The sequence below is a fragment of the Flavobacterium phragmitis genome (assembly GCF_900112575.1).
GTDB classification, from domain to species: domain Bacteria; phylum Bacteroidota; class Bacteroidia; order Flavobacteriales; family Flavobacteriaceae; genus Flavobacterium; species Flavobacterium phragmitis.
Genome location: NZ_FOMH01000016.1, coordinates 1 through 22401, shown reverse-complemented (window position 1 = coordinate 22401; position 22401 = coordinate 1). Strand labels below are relative to the sequence as shown.

10 protein-coding genes and 1 rRNA gene are annotated in these 22401 nt (G+C 35.4%); 4 read left to right on the top strand and 7 right to left on the bottom strand.

Going from position 1 to position 22401, the window contains the following annotated elements; translation table 11 throughout:
- Positions 1–104 precede the first annotated feature (104 nt).
- From BM289_RS22900 to BM289_RS22885, 4 genes are all read right to left on the bottom strand, one after another.
- Complete coding sequence (locus BM289_RS22900; protein WP_091498333.1) at positions 105–2207, bottom strand: RagB/SusD family nutrient uptake outer membrane protein; 2103 nt, start codon at positions 2205–2207, stop codon at positions 105–107.
- Between the two features lie 41 nt (positions 2208–2248).
- Positions 2249–5404, bottom strand: a complete 3156-nt coding sequence (locus BM289_RS22895) for a SusC/RagA family TonB-linked outer membrane protein (protein WP_091498165.1) — start codon at positions 5402–5404, stop codon at positions 2249–2251.
- A 430-nt stretch (positions 5405–5834) separates the two neighbouring features.
- The gene (locus BM289_RS22890) at positions 5835–7367 is read right to left on the bottom strand and encodes a RagB/SusD family nutrient uptake outer membrane protein (RefSeq protein WP_091498162.1); all 1533 of its coding nucleotides are present in this window, start codon (positions 7365–7367) and stop codon (positions 5835–5837) included.
- 6 nt (positions 7368–7373) lie between these two features.
- A complete protein-coding gene (locus tag BM289_RS22885) occupies positions 7374–10517 on the bottom strand; it encodes a SusC/RagA family TonB-linked outer membrane protein (protein ID WP_091498160.1) in 3144 nt (1047 codons plus the stop codon).
- A 460-nt stretch (positions 10518–10977) separates the two neighbouring features.
- On the opposite strand from BM289_RS22885, the gene BM289_RS22880 reads away from it, so the two are divergent.
- The 4 genes from BM289_RS22880 (at position 10978) to BM289_RS22865 (ending at position 17877) form a co-directional block, all read left to right on the top strand.
- Entirely contained in the window at positions 10978–13776 is a 2799-nt protein-coding gene (locus BM289_RS22880) for a glycosyl hydrolase (protein WP_091498157.1), read from the top strand.
- Between the two features lie 11 nt (positions 13777–13787).
- On the top strand, positions 13788–14903 hold the full coding sequence (locus BM289_RS22875) for a glycoside hydrolase family 88/105 protein (RefSeq protein ID WP_091498155.1): 1116 nt from the start codon (positions 13788–13790) through the stop codon (positions 14901–14903).
- A gap of 61 nt (positions 14904–14964) precedes the next feature.
- Positions 14965–16785 carry a prolyl oligopeptidase family serine peptidase gene (locus BM289_RS22870; protein ID WP_091498152.1) on the top strand — a complete coding sequence of 607 codons (1821 nt, stop codon included), beginning with the start codon at positions 14965–14967 and terminating at the stop codon, positions 16783–16785.
- Between the two features lie 39 nt (positions 16786–16824).
- Positions 16825–17877, top strand: coding sequence for a GntR family transcriptional regulator (locus BM289_RS22865; protein WP_091498149.1), 1053 nt, complete (start codon positions 16825–16827; stop codon positions 17875–17877).
- 69 nt (positions 17878–17946) lie between these two features.
- Here the strand turns inward: BM289_RS22865 and BM289_RS22860 are convergent, their stop codons facing one another.
- The 3 genes from BM289_RS22860 to rrf form a co-directional block, all read right to left on the bottom strand.
- Positions 17947–19056, bottom strand: coding sequence for a PepSY-associated TM helix domain-containing protein (locus BM289_RS22860; protein WP_091498147.1), 1110 nt, complete (start codon positions 19054–19056; stop codon positions 17947–17949).
- Between the two features lie 62 nt (positions 19057–19118).
- Positions 19119–21434, bottom strand: coding sequence for a TonB-dependent receptor (locus BM289_RS22855; protein WP_091498145.1), 2316 nt, complete (start codon positions 21432–21434; stop codon positions 19119–19121).
- A 626-nt stretch (positions 21435–22060) separates the two neighbouring features.
- Positions 22061–22170, bottom strand: a 5S ribosomal RNA gene (rrf, locus tag BM289_RS22845).
- Positions 22171–22401: the final 231 nt, after the last annotated feature.

Below are 22401 nucleotides of genomic sequence, written 5' to 3'. Positions count from 1 at the left end.
TAAAAACCAGAATTTCCACGGATTCTTAGATACGAATAAAGAAGCCGCCTCAAAAAACGAGGCGGCTCCTTTCAAAAAACAAAATATAACAAGAAATCTTTATCTTAATAACCAGGATTCTGCCATGCTGCTTTTTGTACACTAGACAAATTTGAACCATCATCATTTAACAAACCATCAATAAACGTTTGAGGAATTGGACGTAGTTCATGTTTATTAGCTGTAATATTTGGTGCTGCCTCAGCATTAAATGCTTTAGCACGTTTAATCAGCATTCCAGTACGAGAAAGTGTTTCCCAACGTTGCCATTCTCCTAAAAGCTCACGAGTAGACTCATTAAGAATAAAGTTTATAGCACGTTCTTTATCTGTTGACGCTCCTACTTTAACCATAACCGCTTCATCTTCTGCTGGTAAGTTGTTAGGGAAAGAAGTTAATCTTAAATCTGAAGCCGCAGTTGTAACAGCTAGCGTTGGATTAGATAAATAATAGGTATTCATATCTAAATTAGAAGCTGTAAAGTTCGTAGCTGAAGTTCCTGTATTTAAAGGATTCACTTTGAACGCTTGAGAGCCATCATTATAATAAGATCTGTTTTCTCCAGCTTTCCATTGCGCTCTAACTCTCACTACGTTGATATCCTGCATTGCATTTCCATACTGACCAAGACGAGCATAACATTCTGCACGCACTAAATAAGTTTCGGCAAGACGTGCCATAATTACATCGCGATGTGAATCGCCTCTTTCAGCTGTACGAGAACCACAATCTGTTTTATTGATACCTGCAAAGAAGTTGCAAATTGGCTGATTTTTAAAGTTAGGTGCTACATAAACTCCATTTTGGTATAATACAGAAGAGTTCGGTACAAATTGTCCTTTTTTAACTGCCAAAGTTCCCGTAGTAGTAGTTTGTCTTGCTCCAGTATTCCACTCAGGAAGACGGCCATTGACGTCTGTCCAAGTTGGTGCCTGTACGCTACAGCCAAATTTAGCATTGTTATAGGTATTGTCATTTTTAGTATTCAAAATCATTACAATACCTGGATCACCCACTTTTACGCCTGATGGATTAGGAGCAACTACAGTATTAGCACCATAAACAGTTCTGAATGTTTTCCACATACGTGCATCATTTACGTGATCAAAAATTCCATAAGTATATTCCGTTGGACGGCAACGCTGAAAATCCATGCTTCCAATCCAAACACCACGTCGCACCCATCCTCCAGAAAAACTTGAAAATTGAGGAGCAAAATAACTATAAGTTCTGTTTCCAAAACGACCAACAGTGGATGCATCTCCATTGTGTCCAGCCGCCATCAAGATTTCACTTAACTGTTCATTTGGACAGTCAATTCCAGTCCAGTTGGCATATAAGTCACTATAATTAGGCGTCAATGGTCCGCGTGCTGTAATGGCATACGAACAAGCATCGATTGCTTCTTTAAGATCGGTATCTTTATAAGCAGCATTCCAAGCATCATTGCGCTCAGATGAACGGAACAATAATGCTTTTGCCAAGAAATGTGCGGCAGTAGCTTTTGTCCAAGTAATCCCTTTTCCATAAGTAAAAACTTCACCTTCAAAAAGAGTATAAGCATTACGGAAATCAGATATTACCTGTTCCCAACATTTTTCTTCTGTAGCACGCTCGTAGTTACGAACCACTCCTTCAATAGGTTTTGTCTGCAGTACAACACCTCCGTATTGCGCAACAAGTCTGTAATAGTTATAACCTCTTAAAAAATAAGCATGAGCTAAGCAACGATTTCTGATTTTTAAATCGGAGATTACCGTCTCTGCTTTAGCAATGATTGTATTACAAGATGCAATACCATAGTACATTTCATCCCAAAGCGCATTTGGATTTGTCGCATTTCCATTAGCCGCTCCCGTTGCAGTCGATGCTCCTACTGGTCCAAAACGATTGTCATAGGTATTCCACATTTCGTTGGTAAGGTCATTGGCATTGGTAAACTCATCTGTACCATACAATGTATTTCCATAAGACCATTCAAAACCAAAATGCCAGCGGATATTACCATAAAGCGACACTGTTAATGCCTGAAGACCTTCGGGTGTATCAAAATAAGCTGTTGAATAAGCATTTGTTTGTTCTTCGTCAAGAAAGTCTTCTGAACACGAAGCAAAAAACACCCCCGTCATTAATAAAAGACCGATTCCTATATTTTTTAAATTATTCATTTTTTCACATTTAATGTTATACTTCAATTCGCCACAATTCATTAAAAACCAACTTCAACGCCCATAACAAAACTGCGATTGAAATACGTTCTATTAGTGTCAAAATCATACCAATCTAGTGACTGGTAAATACTTCCCGGATTAACGGCCTGAACATAAAACTTCATGTTTGCCAGTCCAATTTTATTTGCAAAATCTTTAGATAAATTATACCCCAAAGAGATGTTACGAATTTTTACAAATGCTGCTTTTTGAAACCCAAGAAGTCCAGAGAAAGCATCTGCAGAACCTGAAGTTGCCTGCCCTAAAATTGGTTTTTGGAATTCAGCATTTGGATTATCAGGAGTCCAGTAATCTGTTTCACGTTGATTAGCATGAGCTGTTAGAGCTTCACCTCCTAAAGAAGCCGTATATCCCATACGTCCATAAAGATTTATTCCTAAATCAAATCCTTTATAAGTAAAGTTGTTATTCCATCCCATTGTCCAGTTAGGATTACTGTTTCCTACAACTACACGGTCAGTACCATCCATTTTATAATCACCATTCTGATCTTTAGGCCTTACGTTTCCTGGTGTAAATTTGTAACCATTAGCATTCCATTTCGCCATTTCAGCAAGATCTTCTGGAGTATTCTGCCAGATTCCTTGATTATCATATCCGTAACGAACCGCAATAGACTGACCAATGAACCATGAGTTACTTACCATGTCTTGTGCGCCATTTGCCAAACTAACGATTTGATCTTTCTGCCACGCTCCATTCAAATTCGTTTCCCAAGTAAATCCACTTCCCGTTTGTATCGGAATAAGATTAAGCGTTACCTCAACTCCACGATTTTTTGTCTCACCAATATTGGAAACAATGTATGGATAACCAGATACTGGCGGAATATCAACTTGTAATAATAAATCTTTAGTATCCGATTTATAAACATCAACAGTACCACTGATTCTGTTTTTTAAGAAACTAAAATCAAGACCAAGATTGTATTGTGTCGTTTTTTCCCAACCTAGGTTTTTATTAGGCATTCCCGTTTGAGTAGAGGTATAATATGGTTCATTTGTAGTAAAACCGATTACATTGCTCATACCGTTAAAGGGAAGAAATATTTGACTGATATTTCCTAATGTTCCGTAAGGATCAACAGAAGAGTTCCCAGAAGTACCTACACCTAAACGAAGTTTTAAATTATCAACCCATGCCACATCTTTCAAGAATTTTTCATTGTTGATACGCCACGCTAATGCCGCTGAAGGGAAAAAGTCCCATTTATGTCCTTCAGATAACTGCGTAACTCCATCCCAACGTCCTGAAACTGTCAATAGGTAGCGATTATCGTAACCATAATTCGTACGAATCATATAAGAACTAATAGCACGTTCCGTAAGCCCCGAACTCATACGAGCATTATTAGCAGCATTTGTAGCATCTACCGATCCCATTGCATTCCATAAAAATGAAGGTTTAGGAATATTATTCGCGCTCATTGAAGAGTTTTCAATATTCCAAGATGATGCTGTTTGTAATAAAGTTAGTCCCACTTTATGTTTCACAGCAAATGTGCGATCGTAATTAATAATATTATCCACAGTCCATGATAAATCACGACGGTTTTGAAGACGGGCAAAATTGACACCAGCACTACCATTTGAATTTACTTTTAAAGATGATGTTCCATCAATATAAGCTCCTTCTCTCCAATGACGGTAATCTGGTCCGAAATTTAACTTATAAGTTAGTCCTTCCAATGATTTTGTCATTTTACCAAAGTCTAAACTAGCAGAAAAATTAGCCAAAATACGCATTGTCTGAGATTGTTGCGTGCTTTTATTCCACTCATCCATAACAGTATAAACTCCTGATTCTCCACCTGGATTAATAATCAAATTACCGTTTGCATCATAAGGAACAGCGATATTATAAATTTGTTTGGCTGCACCATAAATAGCATCTGGAGCAGTACCGCTTCTTGCACTTAAAGTAGACATACCATAATCCTGCTCACTCCACGAAACGTTAAAAGAAGCATTCATCTTAAACCAATCCACCGGATTAATATTTGAAGTCAGTTTTGCCGTATAACGTTTGTACCATTGTCCTCTTTGAGTACCTTGATTATCTAGATAACCAACAGAACCGTATGTATTTACTTTTTCAGAACCTCCACTGGCACTAATAACATGCTCTGTACTAACTCCTCCCTGAGTTACATAATCTGTCCAGTCTGTATTGGTTACTTTAGAAGCATCCCAAGAACCGCTTGCCCATCCTTTTAACACATTATCTCTAGACGTCTGACCATCTAATGCACTATCAAAAATTAGTTTATCATTATCATAAGTAGGCGTTGCTGGATTGGCATATTTAGTTGGATCAAGATTGTACGCAGCCCAACGTCTGAAAGTAATAAAGTCAGACGCACTCATAGATGGCGACCTATCCACAATTTCAGAAGTGGTTACCGTACCAGCATAATTCAAACTGAATCTGCCCGCTTTTCCTTGTTTAGTAGTTACAATGATAACACCATTTGCACCACGAGACCCATAAATAGCAGTTGCCGAAGCATCTTTAAGAATATCCATCGATTCGATATCTCTTGGGTTTAAAGTTTCAATGGCAGAGGCAGACATTAATGGCACACCATCAACAACATACAATGGATCGTTGCTCGCTGTTAAAGATCGCGTACCACGAATACGAACGGTACCAAGACTACCTGGACGCTCATTTGTTGTGATATCAACCCCGGCAATTTTACCCTGTAAAGCTTCAGTTGCATTTGAAACAGGTCGATTCATTAATTGTTCCGCATTTATAGTGGAAACAGATCCTGTTACATCAGATTTCTTCTGAGTTCCATATCCAACAACAACAATCTCATTAAGTTGCGATATTTCATCCGTAAGCACTACATTAATTTCTGAATTGGTCCCTACAGTCTTTTCAACTGTTTTTGAACCTGTAGAAGAAAAAACTAAAACCTGTCCAGCAGTAGCACTTATCGAATACTTTCCGTCGAAGTCAGTACTAGTTCCCTGCTTTGTTCCTTTGATAATAACGTTGGCCCCCGGAATAGGCAGCCCAGATACGTCGGTAATTGTACCTTTGACCGTTTTGTTCTGTGCGTACCCCAATGTATGCATAAATACACACATACAGAAGACCGCAAATAGACTCCATTTGTTTTTCATAAAAAGTTAAATTTGGTTAGTTAATCAGTTATTCCAAATTTATTTAGAAGCATTTTGCACCGTATCCTGTTGTATCCTGACTTATATTCCTAATTTACAGTGTGTAAAATACACTTATTAAGTTTTTTTTAACCAATAAAATCTTTGCAAGCCCCGATTTCAAAAGGAAAAGACCAAAAAATCATTTAGAAAAAACAAACCAATATAACAACTAATATTATCGTAAATTTTTATATTTTTTTTTACATACTAAGAAAATAATACCCAAAATAAGTGCGATTTCAATATTGAAAAACCTTTTTACATAACATTTAGAATTATTTTTTTAGAGATACTATCCAGTTTTTATCATATCAAAACAAAAAAATCGTCTCAAATGAGACGATTTCTTCTTCAAAAAATAAAAAAATAATGCTTGGGGCAAAATTTATTAATCGTAACCAAGATTCTGATCATACAATCCAGGAACTGCCAGCATTTCTGATAACGGAATTGGATATAACAATGAATTATTATCAATAGTCCTGATTTTATTCTCAGTATCTTCCGCAGCTTTCCAAGCGTTCATAATTGTTACAGCTTTGCCTGATCTTATCAAGTCAAACCATCTAGTTCCCTCTGCAAAAAACTCTTTTCTTCTTTCTACGAACAATTCATCTAAAGTAATATTAGAAGCATTTGCAGCAACTCCTGCTCTGGTTCTTACTTTATTTACTATATCATCAACTTCTGCCTGCGAACCTCCGCCGCCATGAAGCGTACATTCGGCCATTAACATTAATACATCTGTATAACGTGTAATCATAAAATCGACTCCCCAATCCTCACGACCATTTCCGTATCTTGTCGCATCAATATATTTTTTAAAAACCGGAAGTGTATAACTGCCTTTATATGTTCCAGAAGCCACGGTATAACTTGTTGCAATTCCAAAGATTTTTCTTTTATCCGTTGCAGCAAACAGGTTCATAAAACCGTTTGAAATAGGTCTGGATTCTAAAGCTCCTTGTGCTGACAAGTTTAAAGAAGCAAAATAAGGTTCATAACCTAATTCTACCATAAAATTACCTCCTACTGGTGTTGAAATATTTTGTGTATACGGAATTACAAGTACATTTTCTTTGTTAGCATTTCCTTCAGTTTTAAAAATCGGATCGTAATCTGCACCAAAAGCATACAAACCACTTAACTTAATATCATTTAATTCTTTGTACGCCTTGTCCCATTCATTTAGACCTAATGTTGCGCCATCAATTCCGTAAGTAGGACTTGAACGTGTCATGTAAACTAGCCCTAATAATGCCTTTGCGCCATATTTAGTAACACGACCAAAATTCGCAGTATCATAGGATGGAGGAAGATCAGCAATAGCCATTTCTAAATCGGAAATAATTAATTTATAAACATCTACAACAGCTGTTCTTGGTATTTTTGCCGCTTCCTGTGCTGTTATTGTTTTGTCTATTAACGGTACGCGACCAAACCATCTTACTAAATCAAAATAACAAAATGCTCTCAAAAAACGAGCTTCTGCAGCCATTGAAGTTTTATCAGTAGGATTGGTAAAAATCGCATCTCCTTTTTCTGCTATTTTCTCTAATAACTGATTGGCTTTATAAATCGCATTGTAATTAGTCAAATAAGCTTCCTTCACATAAGTATTAGAACTAATAGATGTATAAAAACTATTGATTCCTTCCCAATCTCTTGATGCCTGTGTTGTAGCCATCAAATTATCCGATCTGGTTTCACTCAAATTCATTAATCGGTTTGCGTAACCATAAACAGATGTTCCATGAAAAGCTATCGAATACGTTGCATTTCTAGCTTGTACAAAATCACCTAGAGTTTTATAAAAATTTTCGATTGTTCCCTGTGACAAAGGCAACTGTGTCAATTCATCTGTACAAGATGACTGCGCAAATAATAAAACACCTGCTGCTATGATGATATATTTTTTCATTTTCTTTTAATTAAAATTAATATTAAGCCCAATTACTAAAGATTTTGCCAAAGGCGCTCCACCATAATCAACAGGAACAGAGAAATCACTATTTGAACTTGCTGAAGTATTTACTGCTTCTGGATTAAAGCCTACTTTGTATTTATTCCAGTAAAACCAGTTTTCTCCTGTTACATATAATCTAGCGTTATCGATTCTTGAAATCCCTTTAAGCGCTTGTCTTAAATTATAACCAATTGAAATACTCCTAACACTTATATAATCTGATTTATACAACCAGTCTGAATTGGCCTGATAACCAAAAGATGTTCTCCAGTTTCCTCTAACAGCTGGATCAACGTTTAATGAATTTTCTACAGATCCCATTCCGGTACGGTCAATAGCGCGTCCTGTTAACCCGTAAACCGTTCCCCCATTTTGTCCTTGAACCAAAACGTTTAAATCAAGATCTTTATATTTAAAAGTATTGGTAATTCCCCACGTATATTTTGGAGTTGGGTTTCCTAAATCAACACGATCTTCTGAATTGATTTTTTTATCTCCGTTTTGATCCACATATCTCGGATCTCCCAGTACTAATTTATTTCCTCCAATTGTAGTTCCGCCTGCATCAATATCCGCCTGAGTCACTACTCCATTCTGCTTCAATCCAAAGATTGTATACATTGGTTTTCCAACTTCTAATTTTATAAATGGAACACCTCCGTCATATGCATTGCTGATTTCAATCTTAGACTGACCAGTACCTAATGCCAAAACTTTGTTTTCATTATGACTTATATTGGCAGAAGTTCTCCATTCAAAACTTGGTGTCTTAACATTTAAAGAGTTCAACTCAAATTCCCATCCCTGATTCTGAACCTCTCCAATGTTATTTAAATACGTTTGAAAACCAGAATCTCCTGGCACGGGAACTCTTAAAAGCAATTCGCTATTGTTTTTTCTGTATAATTCAAATGTTCCAGTAAACCTGTTTTTAATAAATCCGAAATCCAAACCAAAATCAATACTTTTTGATTCTTCCCAATGCAATGAAGGGTTTGGTATAGAAGCTGCTCCTTGACCAATTGCAACTGTGCCCCCAATAGTATAATTGTAAGTCCCCAGAGTTGCATACTGCGCATAACTTCCAATATTGTTGCTTCCATTTATACCAGTACTTGCTCTTAGTTTTAATTCGGTCAACCAATCAACATTCTCAAGAAAAGCTTCTTGTTTAACTCTCCATCCTAATGAAAGAGAAGAAAAAGTTCCCCATCTCCTATCGGTTCCAAATTTTGAAGATCCATCACGTCTGATACTTGCTGCAAAAATGTATTTTTCTTTAAAATTATACTGAAGACGTGAAAAATAAGACAGTAATGTATTTTTCTCTGCACTAGTAGAACCAATAGATCCTGCAGGAAGCGTTTCTATACTTGAACTGTTATAAAGCGCTCCCGATGACATGGTAGATTTTGTGATTTGATATGAATTGAAAGACTCTCCTAAAAGCACATTAAAACTGTGTTTTCCAAAAGTTCTATCATAGGTAAGCGTATTTTCATTTACAATATTTTGCCTTCTATAGGTATTATATGCTCCTCTGATACTTGCAATGACATCATTTGGCGTGTAACTTTCATTTACATTATCTGAGTTATCAAAATTAATAGTACTCTTTAAAGTAAAACTTTTTGCAAACTGATAACTAGCATATCCTGAAATTAGATTTCTGTACATGGAATTTCTTCCTTTTCTCGCTAAAGCGTTCAGCATATTTGTTGTACTAGACCCCCATGCATAACGAGTTGTATATTTTTCTCCTGCAGCGTTTGAGGCACTTTCAAAAACTGGAGTTGCAGTAAGAGCTTTAAACAAAGTATTATCTTTTCCTTCAACTCCAGGATCATTTTTAATGGAATATGAAGGCGCCAAATTGATTCCCATTTTAAAATTTTCAGACAATTTAACATCTACATTTGCTCTTGCAGAAAAAAGAGAGTAATCTGTTCCGATGATGTATCCAGTATTTTTTTGATAATTAGCAGACACATAATAATTTACAGCATCTGTAGCTCCAGAAGCCGTTAATTGATAATTACTGAATTCTCCCGTGCGAAAAACTTTATCCTGCCAGTCAATATAATCCAATCCTGGATGTCCTGGCATATCCCATCTATCATCATACAAATATGTAAAATATCTTGAATTGGATGTTGTAAGCGGAGTCGAAGGGTTTACCGCATTGTAAGCCGCTATTCTTTCTGCTGTAGTCTGACTTGCAGATGCCCCTGCAATTCCTGAACCAACCCATTGCGAATCGATCATCGTTTTTGCACGTTTAATCCATCCTTCTGCAGAGAGCATATCCACTCTATTAGCTTCTTTATTAACTCCTCCGTATGTGTTGAAAGTAAATTTTGGTTTTCCTCTTTTACCTTTCTTCGTGGTAATGATCACCACTCCATTTGATGCTCTAGAGCCATAAATTGCTGCTGCAGAAGCATCTTTTAAAACTTCAATCGAAGCTACATCATTTGGATTCATGTTGTCAAGCGGACTTCCGTTAGAAAAACCTCCATTGCTGTTTGATCCCTCGGTGTAAATTGGGAATCCATCAATAACATACAAAGGTTCGTTTCCTGCTGTAATAGAACCAGCTCCTCTGATTTCTATACTAAAAGGTTGTCCTGGGAGACCTGTAGTCTGTTTTACACGAACCCCAGCTACCTGACCAATTAATCCTTGATCAATTCGTGAGATTGGACGTTCTGTAAAAGTTTCTGTTTTAATTCCTGAAATTGCTCCAGAGGTTAGTTTCTTCTTTTGAGTCCCGTAACCAATTACTACCACTTCATTTAAGTTCGCGCTTTCGGCATCAAGCGAGACATTATAACTCGTGGCGGCCCCAATTTTTAGTTCTTGTTTAACAAATCCCACAAACGAAAAGACCAATGTTTCTCCAGATGTGGCCGAAATAGAATATTTTCCGTCTAAATCTGTACTGGTCGACCTGCTGGTCCCTTTTACAATTACATTAACACCTGGTATTGATAATTTAGCTGGATCTGTAACGGTTCCTGTCACCGTTTTTTCTTGTGCATAGCCAGATGAGTAGGCAAGCATAAATAAGATCATAATCAGTAAGAGATTAAGATTGTTTTTCATAGAGGTTTAATTTGGTTAATTAATAGTTAGCTAGTAATCCAAATGTATCTAGAAGCAATCTCCGTGGTATCCTGTAGTATCCTGTTAGAAATCAATATATTATATTTTTAGCACATTTTTATTTTACTTTTTTTAACAAGATAAATAGTGCCAACTTACTGATTTCCAAGTAGACGAATATTTCTAAAACCCAAATTTTCACATTCAAAATTTATTTTCAAAAAAAATAAAATATTACTTATTTAACACTTCAAAAAAAGAATATTATTCAAAAACAAACATTAATAATTGTAAATAATACATTTATTAAATTCACAAAAAACAGGACGCTACAGGATAGCATTCTGACTCACAAAAAATATTTTTACTTTATAATTATATCTAGTTAAGACAGAAAGAAATTCTTTAAACAACTAAATATAAATACCTTACCAACTATAACTGACCAACCACTTAAAAAATGAGAATACAAAAATCATATATCCTATTTTTCCTCTTTATAACTATAATTTCATTTAGTCAGAAAAATGAAAAATCTCCTTGGCCCGTATCTTCCAACATAAACCAACCGTGGACCAGATGGTGGTGGATGGGAAGCGCAGTGGACAAACCTGATTTAAAGAGAAGCTTAATCGATTTTCATAAGGCAGGAATTGGAGGCGTTGAAATTACTCCGATTTATGGGGTTAAAGGTGAAGAAAAAAACTTCATCGACTACCTTTCTCCAAAATGGTTGGAAATGCTCGATTATACCATTCAAGTAGCAGATAGTCTTCATATGCAGGTCGATATGGTATTGGGTACAGGATGGCCATATGGTGGCTCTCATGTTACACCTGAATATGCCGCTACCAAACTTATAGTCGAAAAATATCCTCTTAAAAAAAATGAGACAATTGACAGGATTATTAAACTGGAAAACAGCAAAGAAAAAAATCCTGCTTCGCTTTTGTATGCTGTAGCTTATGGAAGTGATGGTTCTTATATTAATCTAACAGATCAGCTTACTGGAAGTAAATCAAAATCAAAAGACAAAGGTTTTGACGGAAGTTCAGTTTCATTACCAAATCCTGAACCTAATAAGCTAAAATGGACTGCAAAAAAAACAGATTATACGTTATATGCGGTTTTTACGGGAAAAACTGGTCAGCAGGTAAAAAGAGCAGCTCCGGGCGGAGCTGGTTTTACATTAGACCATTATTCTGAAGAAGCATTAAACGCTTATACAGTTCCGTTTAACAATGCTTTCAACGGACGTGAAGGAAAAATTAGAGCTATATTTAACGACAGTTATGAAGTTTATGGGACGGATTTTACTCCTGCATTTTTTGATGAATTCTTAAAACTTAGAGGTTACGATCTTAAAAAACAACTGCCTTTATTGCTCAATGAAACTGACAATGAAATAAGCAACAGAATTCGAAGCGATTACCGCCAGACTATTGGTGATTTATTACTGAATAAATTTGACAAACCTTGGACGAAATGGGCCAATTCTAAAAACTTTAAAACCAAACTGCAGGCACATGGTTCTCCTGGAAATCTAATCGACTTGTACGCTTCCGCTGATATTCCAGAATGCGAAACTTTTGGTTCCATGCCTTTTGATATTCCGGGTTTTAGACGTGAAAAAGAAGATATTCGTCCCGGAGATGCCGATCCTGTAATGTTGAAATTTTCTTCATCGGCTGGGCATATTTCAGGTAAAAACCTTGTTTCTTCTGAGACCTTTACTTGGCTTCGCGAACATTTTAAAGCGGCATTGTCACAATGCAAACCAGAAGCAGAAGATTTAATGCTAAACGGAATTAATCATATTTTTCTGCATGGTTCTACTTATTCGCCAGAAAGAGCTGCTTGGCCGGGATGGCAGTTTTATGCTTCTGTAAACTTCAATGCCAATAACAGCATTTGGGAAGACGCTCCTGCCCTATTTTCTTATATCGCCAACTGTCAGTCATTACTACAGCAAGGAAAATCAGATAATGAAATCCTATTGTATTTTCCCATTTTTGATACTTGGAACGAATACAAAAAAGGTACTTTATTTTTTGAATTCAAAATACATTCTCTTTCCGAATGGCTGCACGGAACCTCATTTTATGATATGACCAACAAGCTGATGAAAAAAGGGTACGGCGTTGATTTCATTTCAGATAATTTCATAGCTGAAGCTAAAGTTGTTGACGGAAAAATAGTGCTTCCGGGAGGAACTTTTAAATCTTTAATTATTCCTTCCTGTAAAAAAATGCCTTTGGCAACGCTTCAAAAATTAATTGAATTGAAAAAGGCTGGAGCCTCAATTATTTTTGAAAATCTGCCAGAATCTGTTCCCGGTTTTAATGATTATAAAAAGCAGGAAGAAAAACTGCAGTCACTTTTAGCTGAAAACAAAGAGGTAAAACCAGTCTCTGACATCTTTACTGCATTAGAAAATGTACAGATTTACCCAGAAACACTTGTAAATACAGGTTTAAAATATATTAGAAGAACAATAGACGGAGAAAAAATATATTATTTGGTCAATCACACCACCAAAACAATTGATGATTTTATTCCGTTGCAAATCGGCAACAAAGAGGTCATTATTCTTGACCCTTTAAACAGGGAATTTGGCAATGCCATTGTCAAAAAAACAGCTGATAAAACATTCGTCAAAATCAGAATAGAACCGGGTAAGTCTTATTTTCTAAAAACAGAAAATATGGTTTCACAAAAAAAATGGACTTATTTTGAACCAACTGCCGAAGCTGTTCCTCTAAATGGAAAATGGAAAATTACTTTTGACAAAGGAGGCCCTAAACTGCCAAGTCCAGTTGCAATTTCAAATTTGGAATCATGGACAAACTTAAGTCCTAAAGCCGAAGCTTTTTCAGGTTCTGCAACCTATACTTTGGAATTTGATAATCCGAATACGAAAACAGAATCTTGGAATCTAAATTTGGGAGATGTCCGCGAAAGCGCAAAAGTATGGCTTAATGATCAATATGTTGGCACAGCATGGTCTGTTCCGTATGAACTGAATATTGGGAAATTAAAATCGAGCAAAAACATTTTGAAGATTCAGGTAACGAATCTTTCTGCCAACAGAATTCGCGACAAAGAATTAAAAGGAGAAGAATGGAAGATTTTTTATGAAATAAATATGGTCGATAAGGATTATAAAAAATTCGACGCTACAAAATGGAGCCCGATGCCTTCTGGATTATTAGGCCCTGTGACCATTACGCCTTTAACATCTAAACTAACTATTAAATAACGATATCTAAAATGAAGAAATTACTTTTAATATTCGCTATAGGCGCTTTTTATAATGGCACCGCACAGCAATTTGATAAAAAATTAGTACTCAAACAAATGATTTTGGCCAATGATTATTTTATGCAGAAATGGCCTGAAACAGGAAAAACAATTATTACCAATAAAGAGCGCCCTAGCAATATCTGGACAAGGGGAGTTTATTATGAAGGATTAATGGCGCTGCATGAAATTTTCCCAAAAGAGGCTTATTATGATTATGCTATGTCTTGGTCTGAGTTTCACAAATGGGGATTCAACGGTGGCAACACTACCCGAAATGCTGATAATTACTGTGCAGCCCAAACGTATATTGATTTGTACAATTTAGAACCAGACCCTAAAAAACTAAAAAATACAAAAGCCAATCTAAACATGCTTTTAAACACGCCTCAGCTTGATGATTGGTCTTGGATTGACGCTATACAGATGGGAATGCCGGTTTTTGCAAAAATGGGGGTTTTAGAAAAAGATAATCGTTATTTCGAAAAAATGTACCAGATGTATATGTATTCAAGAAACAAACACGGCGACCATGGACTTTTTAATCCAAAAGACGGTTTATGGTGGCGTGATGCCGATTTTGATCCGCCGTACAAAGAACCAAACGGAGAAGACTGTTATTGGAGTCGTGGCAATGGCTGGGTGATTGCAGCGTTAGCAAAAGTATTGACCATTATTCCTGAAAATGCGCCTCATAGAGAGCAATATGTAAAAGATTTGAAAGCAATGGCAGCGGCGCTTGTTCCAATTCAAAGACCTGACGGTTTTTGGAATGTAAGTCTGCACGACCCAACTAATTTTGGAGGAAAAGAAGCTTCTGGAACTGCATTATTTGTTTATGGAATGGCTTATGGCGTAAACAACGGTATTCTGAAAAAAGAAACATATCTTCCTGTAATTGAAAAAGCTTGGAATGCCCTTACAAAAGAAAGTCTTCACGAAAACGGATTTTTAGGTTTTTTACAGTCAACAGGAAAAGAGCCTAAAGACGGACAGCCGTTATCTTATGACAAAATTCCTGATTTTGAAGATTACGGATTGGGATGTTTTTTACTGGCTGGTTCAGAAATTTATAGAATGAAATGATAAAAAAACTCTCTTACAAATAATGTATCGGCACGATCACAGATTGAAGCAATAGAATTTTATGAAAAAATCGACTAACACCACAAAACTAAAAGCAACCACATTTTTAGCTTCTTTATTGATAAGTTTTGCTGCTTTAGCACAAAAGAAGGAAATACCATTATGGGATAAAATTCCCGATGAAATTCAGTCAAAAGAATACGTAGAAAAAATAGATTACAATAAAGACGGAATTGCAGAAGGAGTCAGAAAAGTAACTGTACCTACTTTAACTCCTTATTTTGCCGACCCTGAAAAATCAAATGGAAGTGCCGTGATCATCTGCCCGGGCGGAGCTTATGGAATGTTGGCCATCAACAAAGAAGGTTTTAAAGTTGCGGAATGGCTAAACAGTATCGGCATTCACGCTTTTGTATTAAAATACCGTTTACCGAGTGATTTAATAATGAAAAATAAAACTATCGGTCCCTTGCAGGACGCACAGGAAGCACTGCGTATGGTCAGACGCAATGCTTCGAAATGGAAAATTAATCCGAACAAAATTGGCATTATGGGATTTTCTGCCGGAGGACATTTAGCTTCAACTTTAAGTACTCATTATGACGATAAAATATATACTCCTTCAGATACAACCAGTGCAAAACCTAATTTTTCAATTTTAATCTATCCCGTTATTTCAACTCAGGAAGGTATTACACATCAAGGGTCGAAAGACAATCTGTTGGGAAAAAATCCTGACCGTGCCCTAGTTGACTCCTATTCTAATGAAAAACAGGTAAATGCTACAACTCCAAAAGCATTTTTAGTTCATGCAACAGATGATAAAGCCGTTCCAGTAGAAAACAGCATTAATTATTATTTGGCTTTAAAAAAGGAAAAAGTTGCTGCCGAAATGCATTTGTATGAAAACGGTGGACACGGTTTTGGTTTAGGTGTAAAAGGAACTAACACTTTCTGGCCAAAAACTTGCGAAAAATGGCTTACTGCAAATAATTATACCCTTCAGCCTGATGCTTATGTTTTTACTTATTTTAAAGGAAATGGCGAAGATGGACTGCATCTGGCATACAGCGAAGATGGTTATAAATGGAATACGCTTAAAAATGACACTTCCTTCTTAACTCCTGAAGTTGGAAAAGATAAACTAATGCGTGATCCTTGCGTAATCAAAGGCGGAGACGGATTATATCACATGGTCTGGACGGTGAGCTGGACAGATAAAGGTATTGGATATGCTTCGTCCAAAGATTTAATTCATTGGTCTAAACAGGAATTTATTCCAGTCATGATGCATGAAGAAAAAACCAGAAATACTTGGGCTCCAGAAATTACTTATGATGAAAAAAGCAAAAACTATATGATTTACTGGGCTTCTACTATTGATGGAAAGTTCCCTGAAACAAAATCGGAAGAAGAGAAAGGTTACAATCATCGAATTTATTATACCACAACCAAAGATTTTAAAAAGTTCAGCAAAACCAAACTGCTTTATGATCCTGGTTTTAATGTAATCGATGCTTCGATTGTAAAACAAGATAAACAATATGTAATGTATCTAAAAGATGAAACCCGAAATCCAGTTCAAAAAAATCTTAAAGTGGCTTACAGTAAAAATCTGACGGGTCCTTACAGCAAAGCCAGCGAGCCCATAACAGAAAAGTATTGGGCAGAAGGACCAACTGCTGTAAAAATCGACAACAGCTGGGTTGTCTATTTTGATAAATATACGGAAAAGAAATATGGTGCGGTTAAAGAAACTGCTAAAGGCTGGGAAGATATTTCGGAACAAATTAGTTTTCCAATTGGAACGCGTCATGGTACTGTTATAAAGGTTTCTGCAACAGAATTAAATACTTTGAAAAAGGAATCAGGCAATAACTAACAAATCAGCACGGTACTTATAATTAAAACAATACCCATCATGATATCAGCGACACAACATTCAGAAATAAAAATAGACTCCAATTCTAGTATTCCTAAATATATTCAGGTAGCCAACGGTCTCGCTGAGGAAATTTTGTCTGGAAAAATAGAAAAAGGACATAGACTTCCATCTATTAATGAACTGAGCAAGGCAAAATCTATTTCACGTGATACAGCTGAAAAAGCTTACAAGGAATTAAGAGACCGAAATCTGGTTTTTTCTGTAATGGGTGTTGGTAATTTTGTTACGACGGAGGATGAAAAATCCAAAAACATCCTATTTTTAATTAATAAACCCTGCACTTATAAAATGGAAGTTTATGATTCCTTTGTGACTACAATGGGAAACGATGTTCATGTTGATATGCATCTTTACTATAATGATGAACAGCTTTTTATTGAGGTCATGAAAAAAAACATTCATAATTACAACTATTTTGTCATTATGCCTCATTTTCGAAATGCAGCGGAAGGTCACGTGAACTATACGCCGAATGTGATCAGTTTTATTGAAAATATTCCGAAAGAAAAATTGGTGATTTTAGACAATTCCTGCGAAGAGATTACTGGCGATTTTACAGCAGTATATCAGGATTTTAAATCGGATATATTTAATGCTCTAAAGGAAGGAATTAAAAAATTAAAGAAATACAAAAAAATAATTTTCGTTCATCCCGAAAAAGCAGCTTTTCCTGCTCCTGGATCTTTGGTTGATGGTTTTTTAGCATTCTGTAATGCGTATAACTTTGAATACGAAATTACCGAAAAAATCTATGACGGATTAGAGTTTAAAACTAAAGAAGCTTATATCACAATTGAAGATCATGATTTGGTTAACCTGATCCAGCAGATTAAAGAGAAAAAACTTAAAATAGGAAAAGATGTAGGTGTTATTTCATACAATGAAACACCGTTGAAAGCACTTCTGGACATTACCGTAATGAGTACCGATTTTAAAGCAATGGGACAAAAAGCAGGAGATTTAATCCTTAGTAAAAAACAGGAAATTTCAAAAAATCCTTTTCGTTATATCGAACGTACTTCGCTTTAAGATGGAGTTATAATTATTAAAAACTACTAACTTCATAAATAATTATAACTCCACGTTAAGGCAGTAATTTTACTTTTTCTTTTTCTTCCTTCCAAGCCATATCAAAAGTCCCGTAATTGGAAGTGTAACTGCAAAAAGACAAACCAAAAACGCCAATATCTTTGTTGGATATCCATAAATACTACCTGTATGGATTGGGTAAATCAAACGTCTTACTTTATCGCCATCGCTAAACGATTCGTAAGGTTTGGTTTCTAAAATTTTGCCTGTATATTTATCAAAGTAAGCAAGGCTGGCAATATTTGGTATGTCTTTTTCAAGATTCATTTTGATCACCATTATACTATTTATGGTGTCAGATGGGATTCTGATTTGTGTATCTCCTTTATATTTGTAAATACTGTCTGTTTTCGAAAATATACTTTGATAGAAAAATGTTTTATCTCCTTCAGGATCAATTTTAGTAGGGTTTTCAACTTTAGTAGAAGCTTTTTTAGTAGTTCCGTCAGCCAATAAATAAATGCCGCTTTCAAACCAATCATACGACCAAGTTAAACCCGTAACCGAAATAATCAGCAGCACTAAAAAAGTATAAAAACCAAACGTAGAATGAAAATCCCAGTTTACTCTTTTAAACGATCCGCTCCATTTTACTGTTAATCTTTGTTTAAGGTTTTTAATTTTATTGGGCCACCATAAAACAAATCCAGACAAAAGCATAAACACAAAGATGAGACAGCTAATTCCTGTAACGGCTTGTCCAAAATCTCCCAAAACCAAATGACGGTGCAAATCAAGTATAACCGAAAAGAAACGCTTTTTAACAGGTACCGATCCTAAAACTTTTCCGCTATAGGTATCAACAGAAAAAATCATTTTTTTCTTGTCGGAATCAGTTCCTGTAATTATTAAACTTCTTTCTGGATCAGCAAAAGAGTGAATACGGTCAATTTTCTTAAGGTGAAATTCTTTCTGCACTTCAGAAATAATAGCATCCACTGGAAGCTTCTCCTTCCCTACACTGGCTACTTTATAAAATTCAGGATTAAAAAACTCATCCAGTTCATCTTCAAAAACTAATATACTTCCTGTGAGGGCAACTATAAAAACAATTAGCCCGGATGCAAGTCCGAGCCAAAGGTGCAAAAAGCCAATATTTTTTTTAAGTGTTTTATTCATTTACTATGTCTTTCCTAAATGGTTTTCAAATATGATCAAAGCATGCAAAAAATGATTTGTTTTTAAAATTTATAACGCAGATTTAAACTAGTTGTCATACCGCTACCCATAACGTAATCTGCATTTACAGCACGATATTGACTTAAAGTAGAATAATAACTATTGTTTAATAAATTCTCAACTCCTAAGTTTAATGACCAGTTTTTATTAAAGGCATAACTTCCTGCAAAATTAATCAGGTTCACTGTTGAAATTGGTCCTTCACTATTATTATATCTTCCATTCGTATTAGGTTCAAAGCGATTACGGCAACCTGTATTAACCCAAGATAATTGCAAAAACCAGTCAGACGTAGGTTTGTAATTAATGAATCCAGTTGCTTTAGGAGGAGCAATACGTGATCCATTTAAATAAACGGTACTTCCATCATCAAATTCAGCTTTTCCATCAACATACGAATAACTACCACCTACATTCAATTTATCTGAAAATCTATAATCTAATGTTATTTCATATCCTTTAATTTTTTCAGGCTCACGCTGTGCCACCAAACGGCCGTCAACTTCAATTAAATTAGCTCCTAATTTTGACGTACTGATATAATAAGCTGCTGTTAGATTAAAATTGTAAAACTTACTAGAAAAACCAGCTTCATAATTATTGGTAATAATTGGGTCTGTCGCTAAACTCGCAATAGTACTTTCTTCTGCGCTTCTCAAAATTCTTCCCAATTCATTTATGGCAAACGCCTGAGAAAAACTTACAAATGGATTAAAGATTTCATATTTGTTAAAACGAAGACCAGCATTGAACATCGTTGCATTATATGGGATTTTACCTCCTTCTACAAAAATACTTCCTTGATTTCCTGGCCCTGAAGCAATTGTATTATAATCATCAACACGCACTGTAGCATTTTCATAACGTAATCCTCCTTTAAAAATCAAGTTTTCTAAAACATCTACTTTCAATTGTGCATACGGAGCAATATTTAACATATCCATTTTAGGAATGTAAACACGTCCATCAACAAGATCCTGAAAAGTAACATCATTTAAGACATCAATACCATACGTGATTTCAGAAGCCATTGAAGCTATAGTAAATGGCGTATTCAAATTAATTCGCGTTCCATTTTTATTGGAATTAATCATTGTTTGTCCAGGTCCATACCAAGCCGTTGCTGAAGCTACATAACGATTCATAGATTGAAAAGAATTCAAATAAGCCGACACATCCAATTGTGTTGAATTAAACAAATTGTTTTTCGAAAAAGTAAACATAAAATTATGATTGAATGGAGTTCCTGCATTTTTACCAGGTTCTGTACCTCTTACACCAATGGTAGGAGTCTGACCATATACACCTGTTTGACTAATATATTTAGCATTCTGAGTACTGCTGTAAAAATTGTATACCACATTAAAACTCGTGTGCTCGTCCATATCATATCCTAATTTCACAAACGCATTTGATTGAGAAGAATTAGAAAGACCATCTGTCTGCCCTAAAGGTCTTCCATCAGCATCTCTTTGAAGTCCGGTATAATCAAAAGCTCCACCAATAACGTAGCTAAATTTGTTTTTTCTTCCGTTAAAAAACTGCGAAACACGGTAACCAAAAGTTTCCTTACCATGTAACGGATTAAAAGTAGTACCAACGGTAGTTATTCCCTGAAAACTATCAACCAGCGGACTTTTTTTGGTAATATAATTGATAATTCCACCTCCTGAACCGTTTCCATAAATAGAAGTAGCTCCCTTAATCACCTCAATACGCTCAATTGCATTGGCATCAACAACACGAATATCACGAGCTCCATTCATTAAAGGTGTTGACTGTGGAATTCCATCAATCAAAACTAAAACTTGTCGTCCTCTTAAAGTCTGCCCAGAGTTAGTGGCCTTATTTGTCGATGTACCAAGTCCAGGAATAACATTCCCTAAAATAGAAGATAAATTGGTATTGATACTGCTTTGCACCTGTATCTCTTTTTGACTCATAATCGTTATCGAAGAAGGAACTGTAGCTATATTTTCTTGTTTTCTACCAGCTGTAATTACTACTTCTTGCAATTTATTTTCACTGATTAAAACAATTGAAACTATATTTTTTTCCTGCAGATTCGAAAAAACATGCACAAATGGTTCATATTCCGAAGCTGTAATTGAAACAGTATTGTTTTGTATTTCACTGCTTAAAATCGAAACTTCACCTGATTTATTTGTTGTTCCGATAATTTTATTTCCAGAAGAAACTGAAGCATTTGAAATAGGATTTTTCGATTCATTTTCAACCTTTAAGCGAAGTGATTGTGCATTTAAGCTGACAGTTAGAAAAACTAAAATAATTAGAAAAATAGGGCGTTTAAAATTCATTTTTAAGGTATTCAACAGTAATAAAATTATACTTATTTAGACTAATTATTCGCAAATGTAGCGCTAATTTGACTTTATACACAAAAAAAAATCAATTTCTTTCATGAGTATTAAGCTAACAAAAATAAGAAGCTGAATATCTGATTATAATAAAACAAAATAATAAATTGAGTTTTTTGTCTTTAACGATAATGAGCATAAAAACATCAAAAACTTAAACCATGAAAAACATAGAGATAGTTATTCAAAAATTTAAAAATCAATTATTCTTATAATACATCGTAACGATTTTTCTCCTATTAATTTCCAAGCAACTATACTGATCTTAAACACCAAATCAATGTAGTTTTTCGAGGATTTTCTTTCTGCTTCATTTTCAGGATTGAGTACAATAGATTTTTATACAAAACACTTCTAAAACAATCATAACGTTTCCCTGCGGGCCGTCCCGAGGCTTCGGGGATTTGCTGTATCTTTTGCTTAAAAAAAAAAAGCAAAAGGAGGATCCCATCCCTAACACTTGAGTTTTTGAAGTTTTGAGCCTGATCCCTTGTTTTCCTTATAAAAAAACAAAAAAATGACATAAAACAAAAAACCCTGCTTCTAACGAAGCAGGGTTTTCAAAAGAAAGGCGACGACATACTCTCCCACAAAACTGCAGTACCATCTGCGCAGGCGGGCTTAACTTCTCTGTTCGGGATGGGAAGAGGTGAGCCCCGCCGCAATAACCACCTTAAGGTTTTCAGTTAATGGTTTGTAGTTTATAGTTTGTAGTTTTTCAACTCATAACTTATAACAAACAACTTTTAACTTTCCGCGTGCGGACAATATCTTAACATACTGAGATAAAGAAACAAATAAGTATTATTTTATTTTAGAAAGTTTCCTCCCTCTCTGGTCTGGGACCAGGGAGGGAAAAGTTCGTACATAAGCTTACGGATTATTAGTACTACTCGACTGTGACATT

Coding starts and splice junctions, on each gene's coding strand:
- BM289_RS22890 (WP_091498162.1), bottom strand. CDS start 7,367: ATGAAAAAATATATCATCATAGCAGCAGGTGTTTTATTATTTGCGCAG.
- BM289_RS22865 (WP_091498149.1), top strand. CDS start 16,825: ATGATATCAGCGACACAACATTCAGAAATAAAAATAGACTCCAATTCT.
- BM289_RS22860 (WP_091498147.1), bottom strand. CDS start 19,056: ATGAATAAAACACTTAAAAAAAATATTGGCTTTTTGCACCTTTGGCTC.
- BM289_RS22875 (WP_091498155.1), top strand. CDS start 13,788: ATGAAGAAATTACTTTTAATATTCGCTATAGGCGCTTTTTATAATGGC.
- BM289_RS22895 (WP_091498165.1), bottom strand. CDS start 5,404: ATGAAAAACAAATGGAGTCTATTTGCGGTCTTCTGTATGTGTGTATTT.
- BM289_RS22900 (WP_091498333.1), bottom strand. CDS start 2,207: ATGAATAATTTAAAAAATATAGGAATCGGTCTTTTATTAATGACGGGG.
- BM289_RS22870 (WP_091498152.1), top strand. CDS start 14,965: ATGAAAAAATCGACTAACACCACAAAACTAAAAGCAACCACATTTTTA.
- BM289_RS22885 (WP_091498160.1), bottom strand. CDS start 10,517: ATGAAAAACAATCTTAATCTCTTACTGATTATGATCTTATTTATGCTT.
- BM289_RS22880 (WP_091498157.1), top strand. CDS start 10,978: ATGAGAATACAAAAATCATATATCCTATTTTTCCTCTTTATAACTATA.
- BM289_RS22855 (WP_091498145.1), bottom strand. CDS start 21,434: ATGAATTTTAAACGCCCTATTTTTCTAATTATTTTAGTTTTTCTAACT.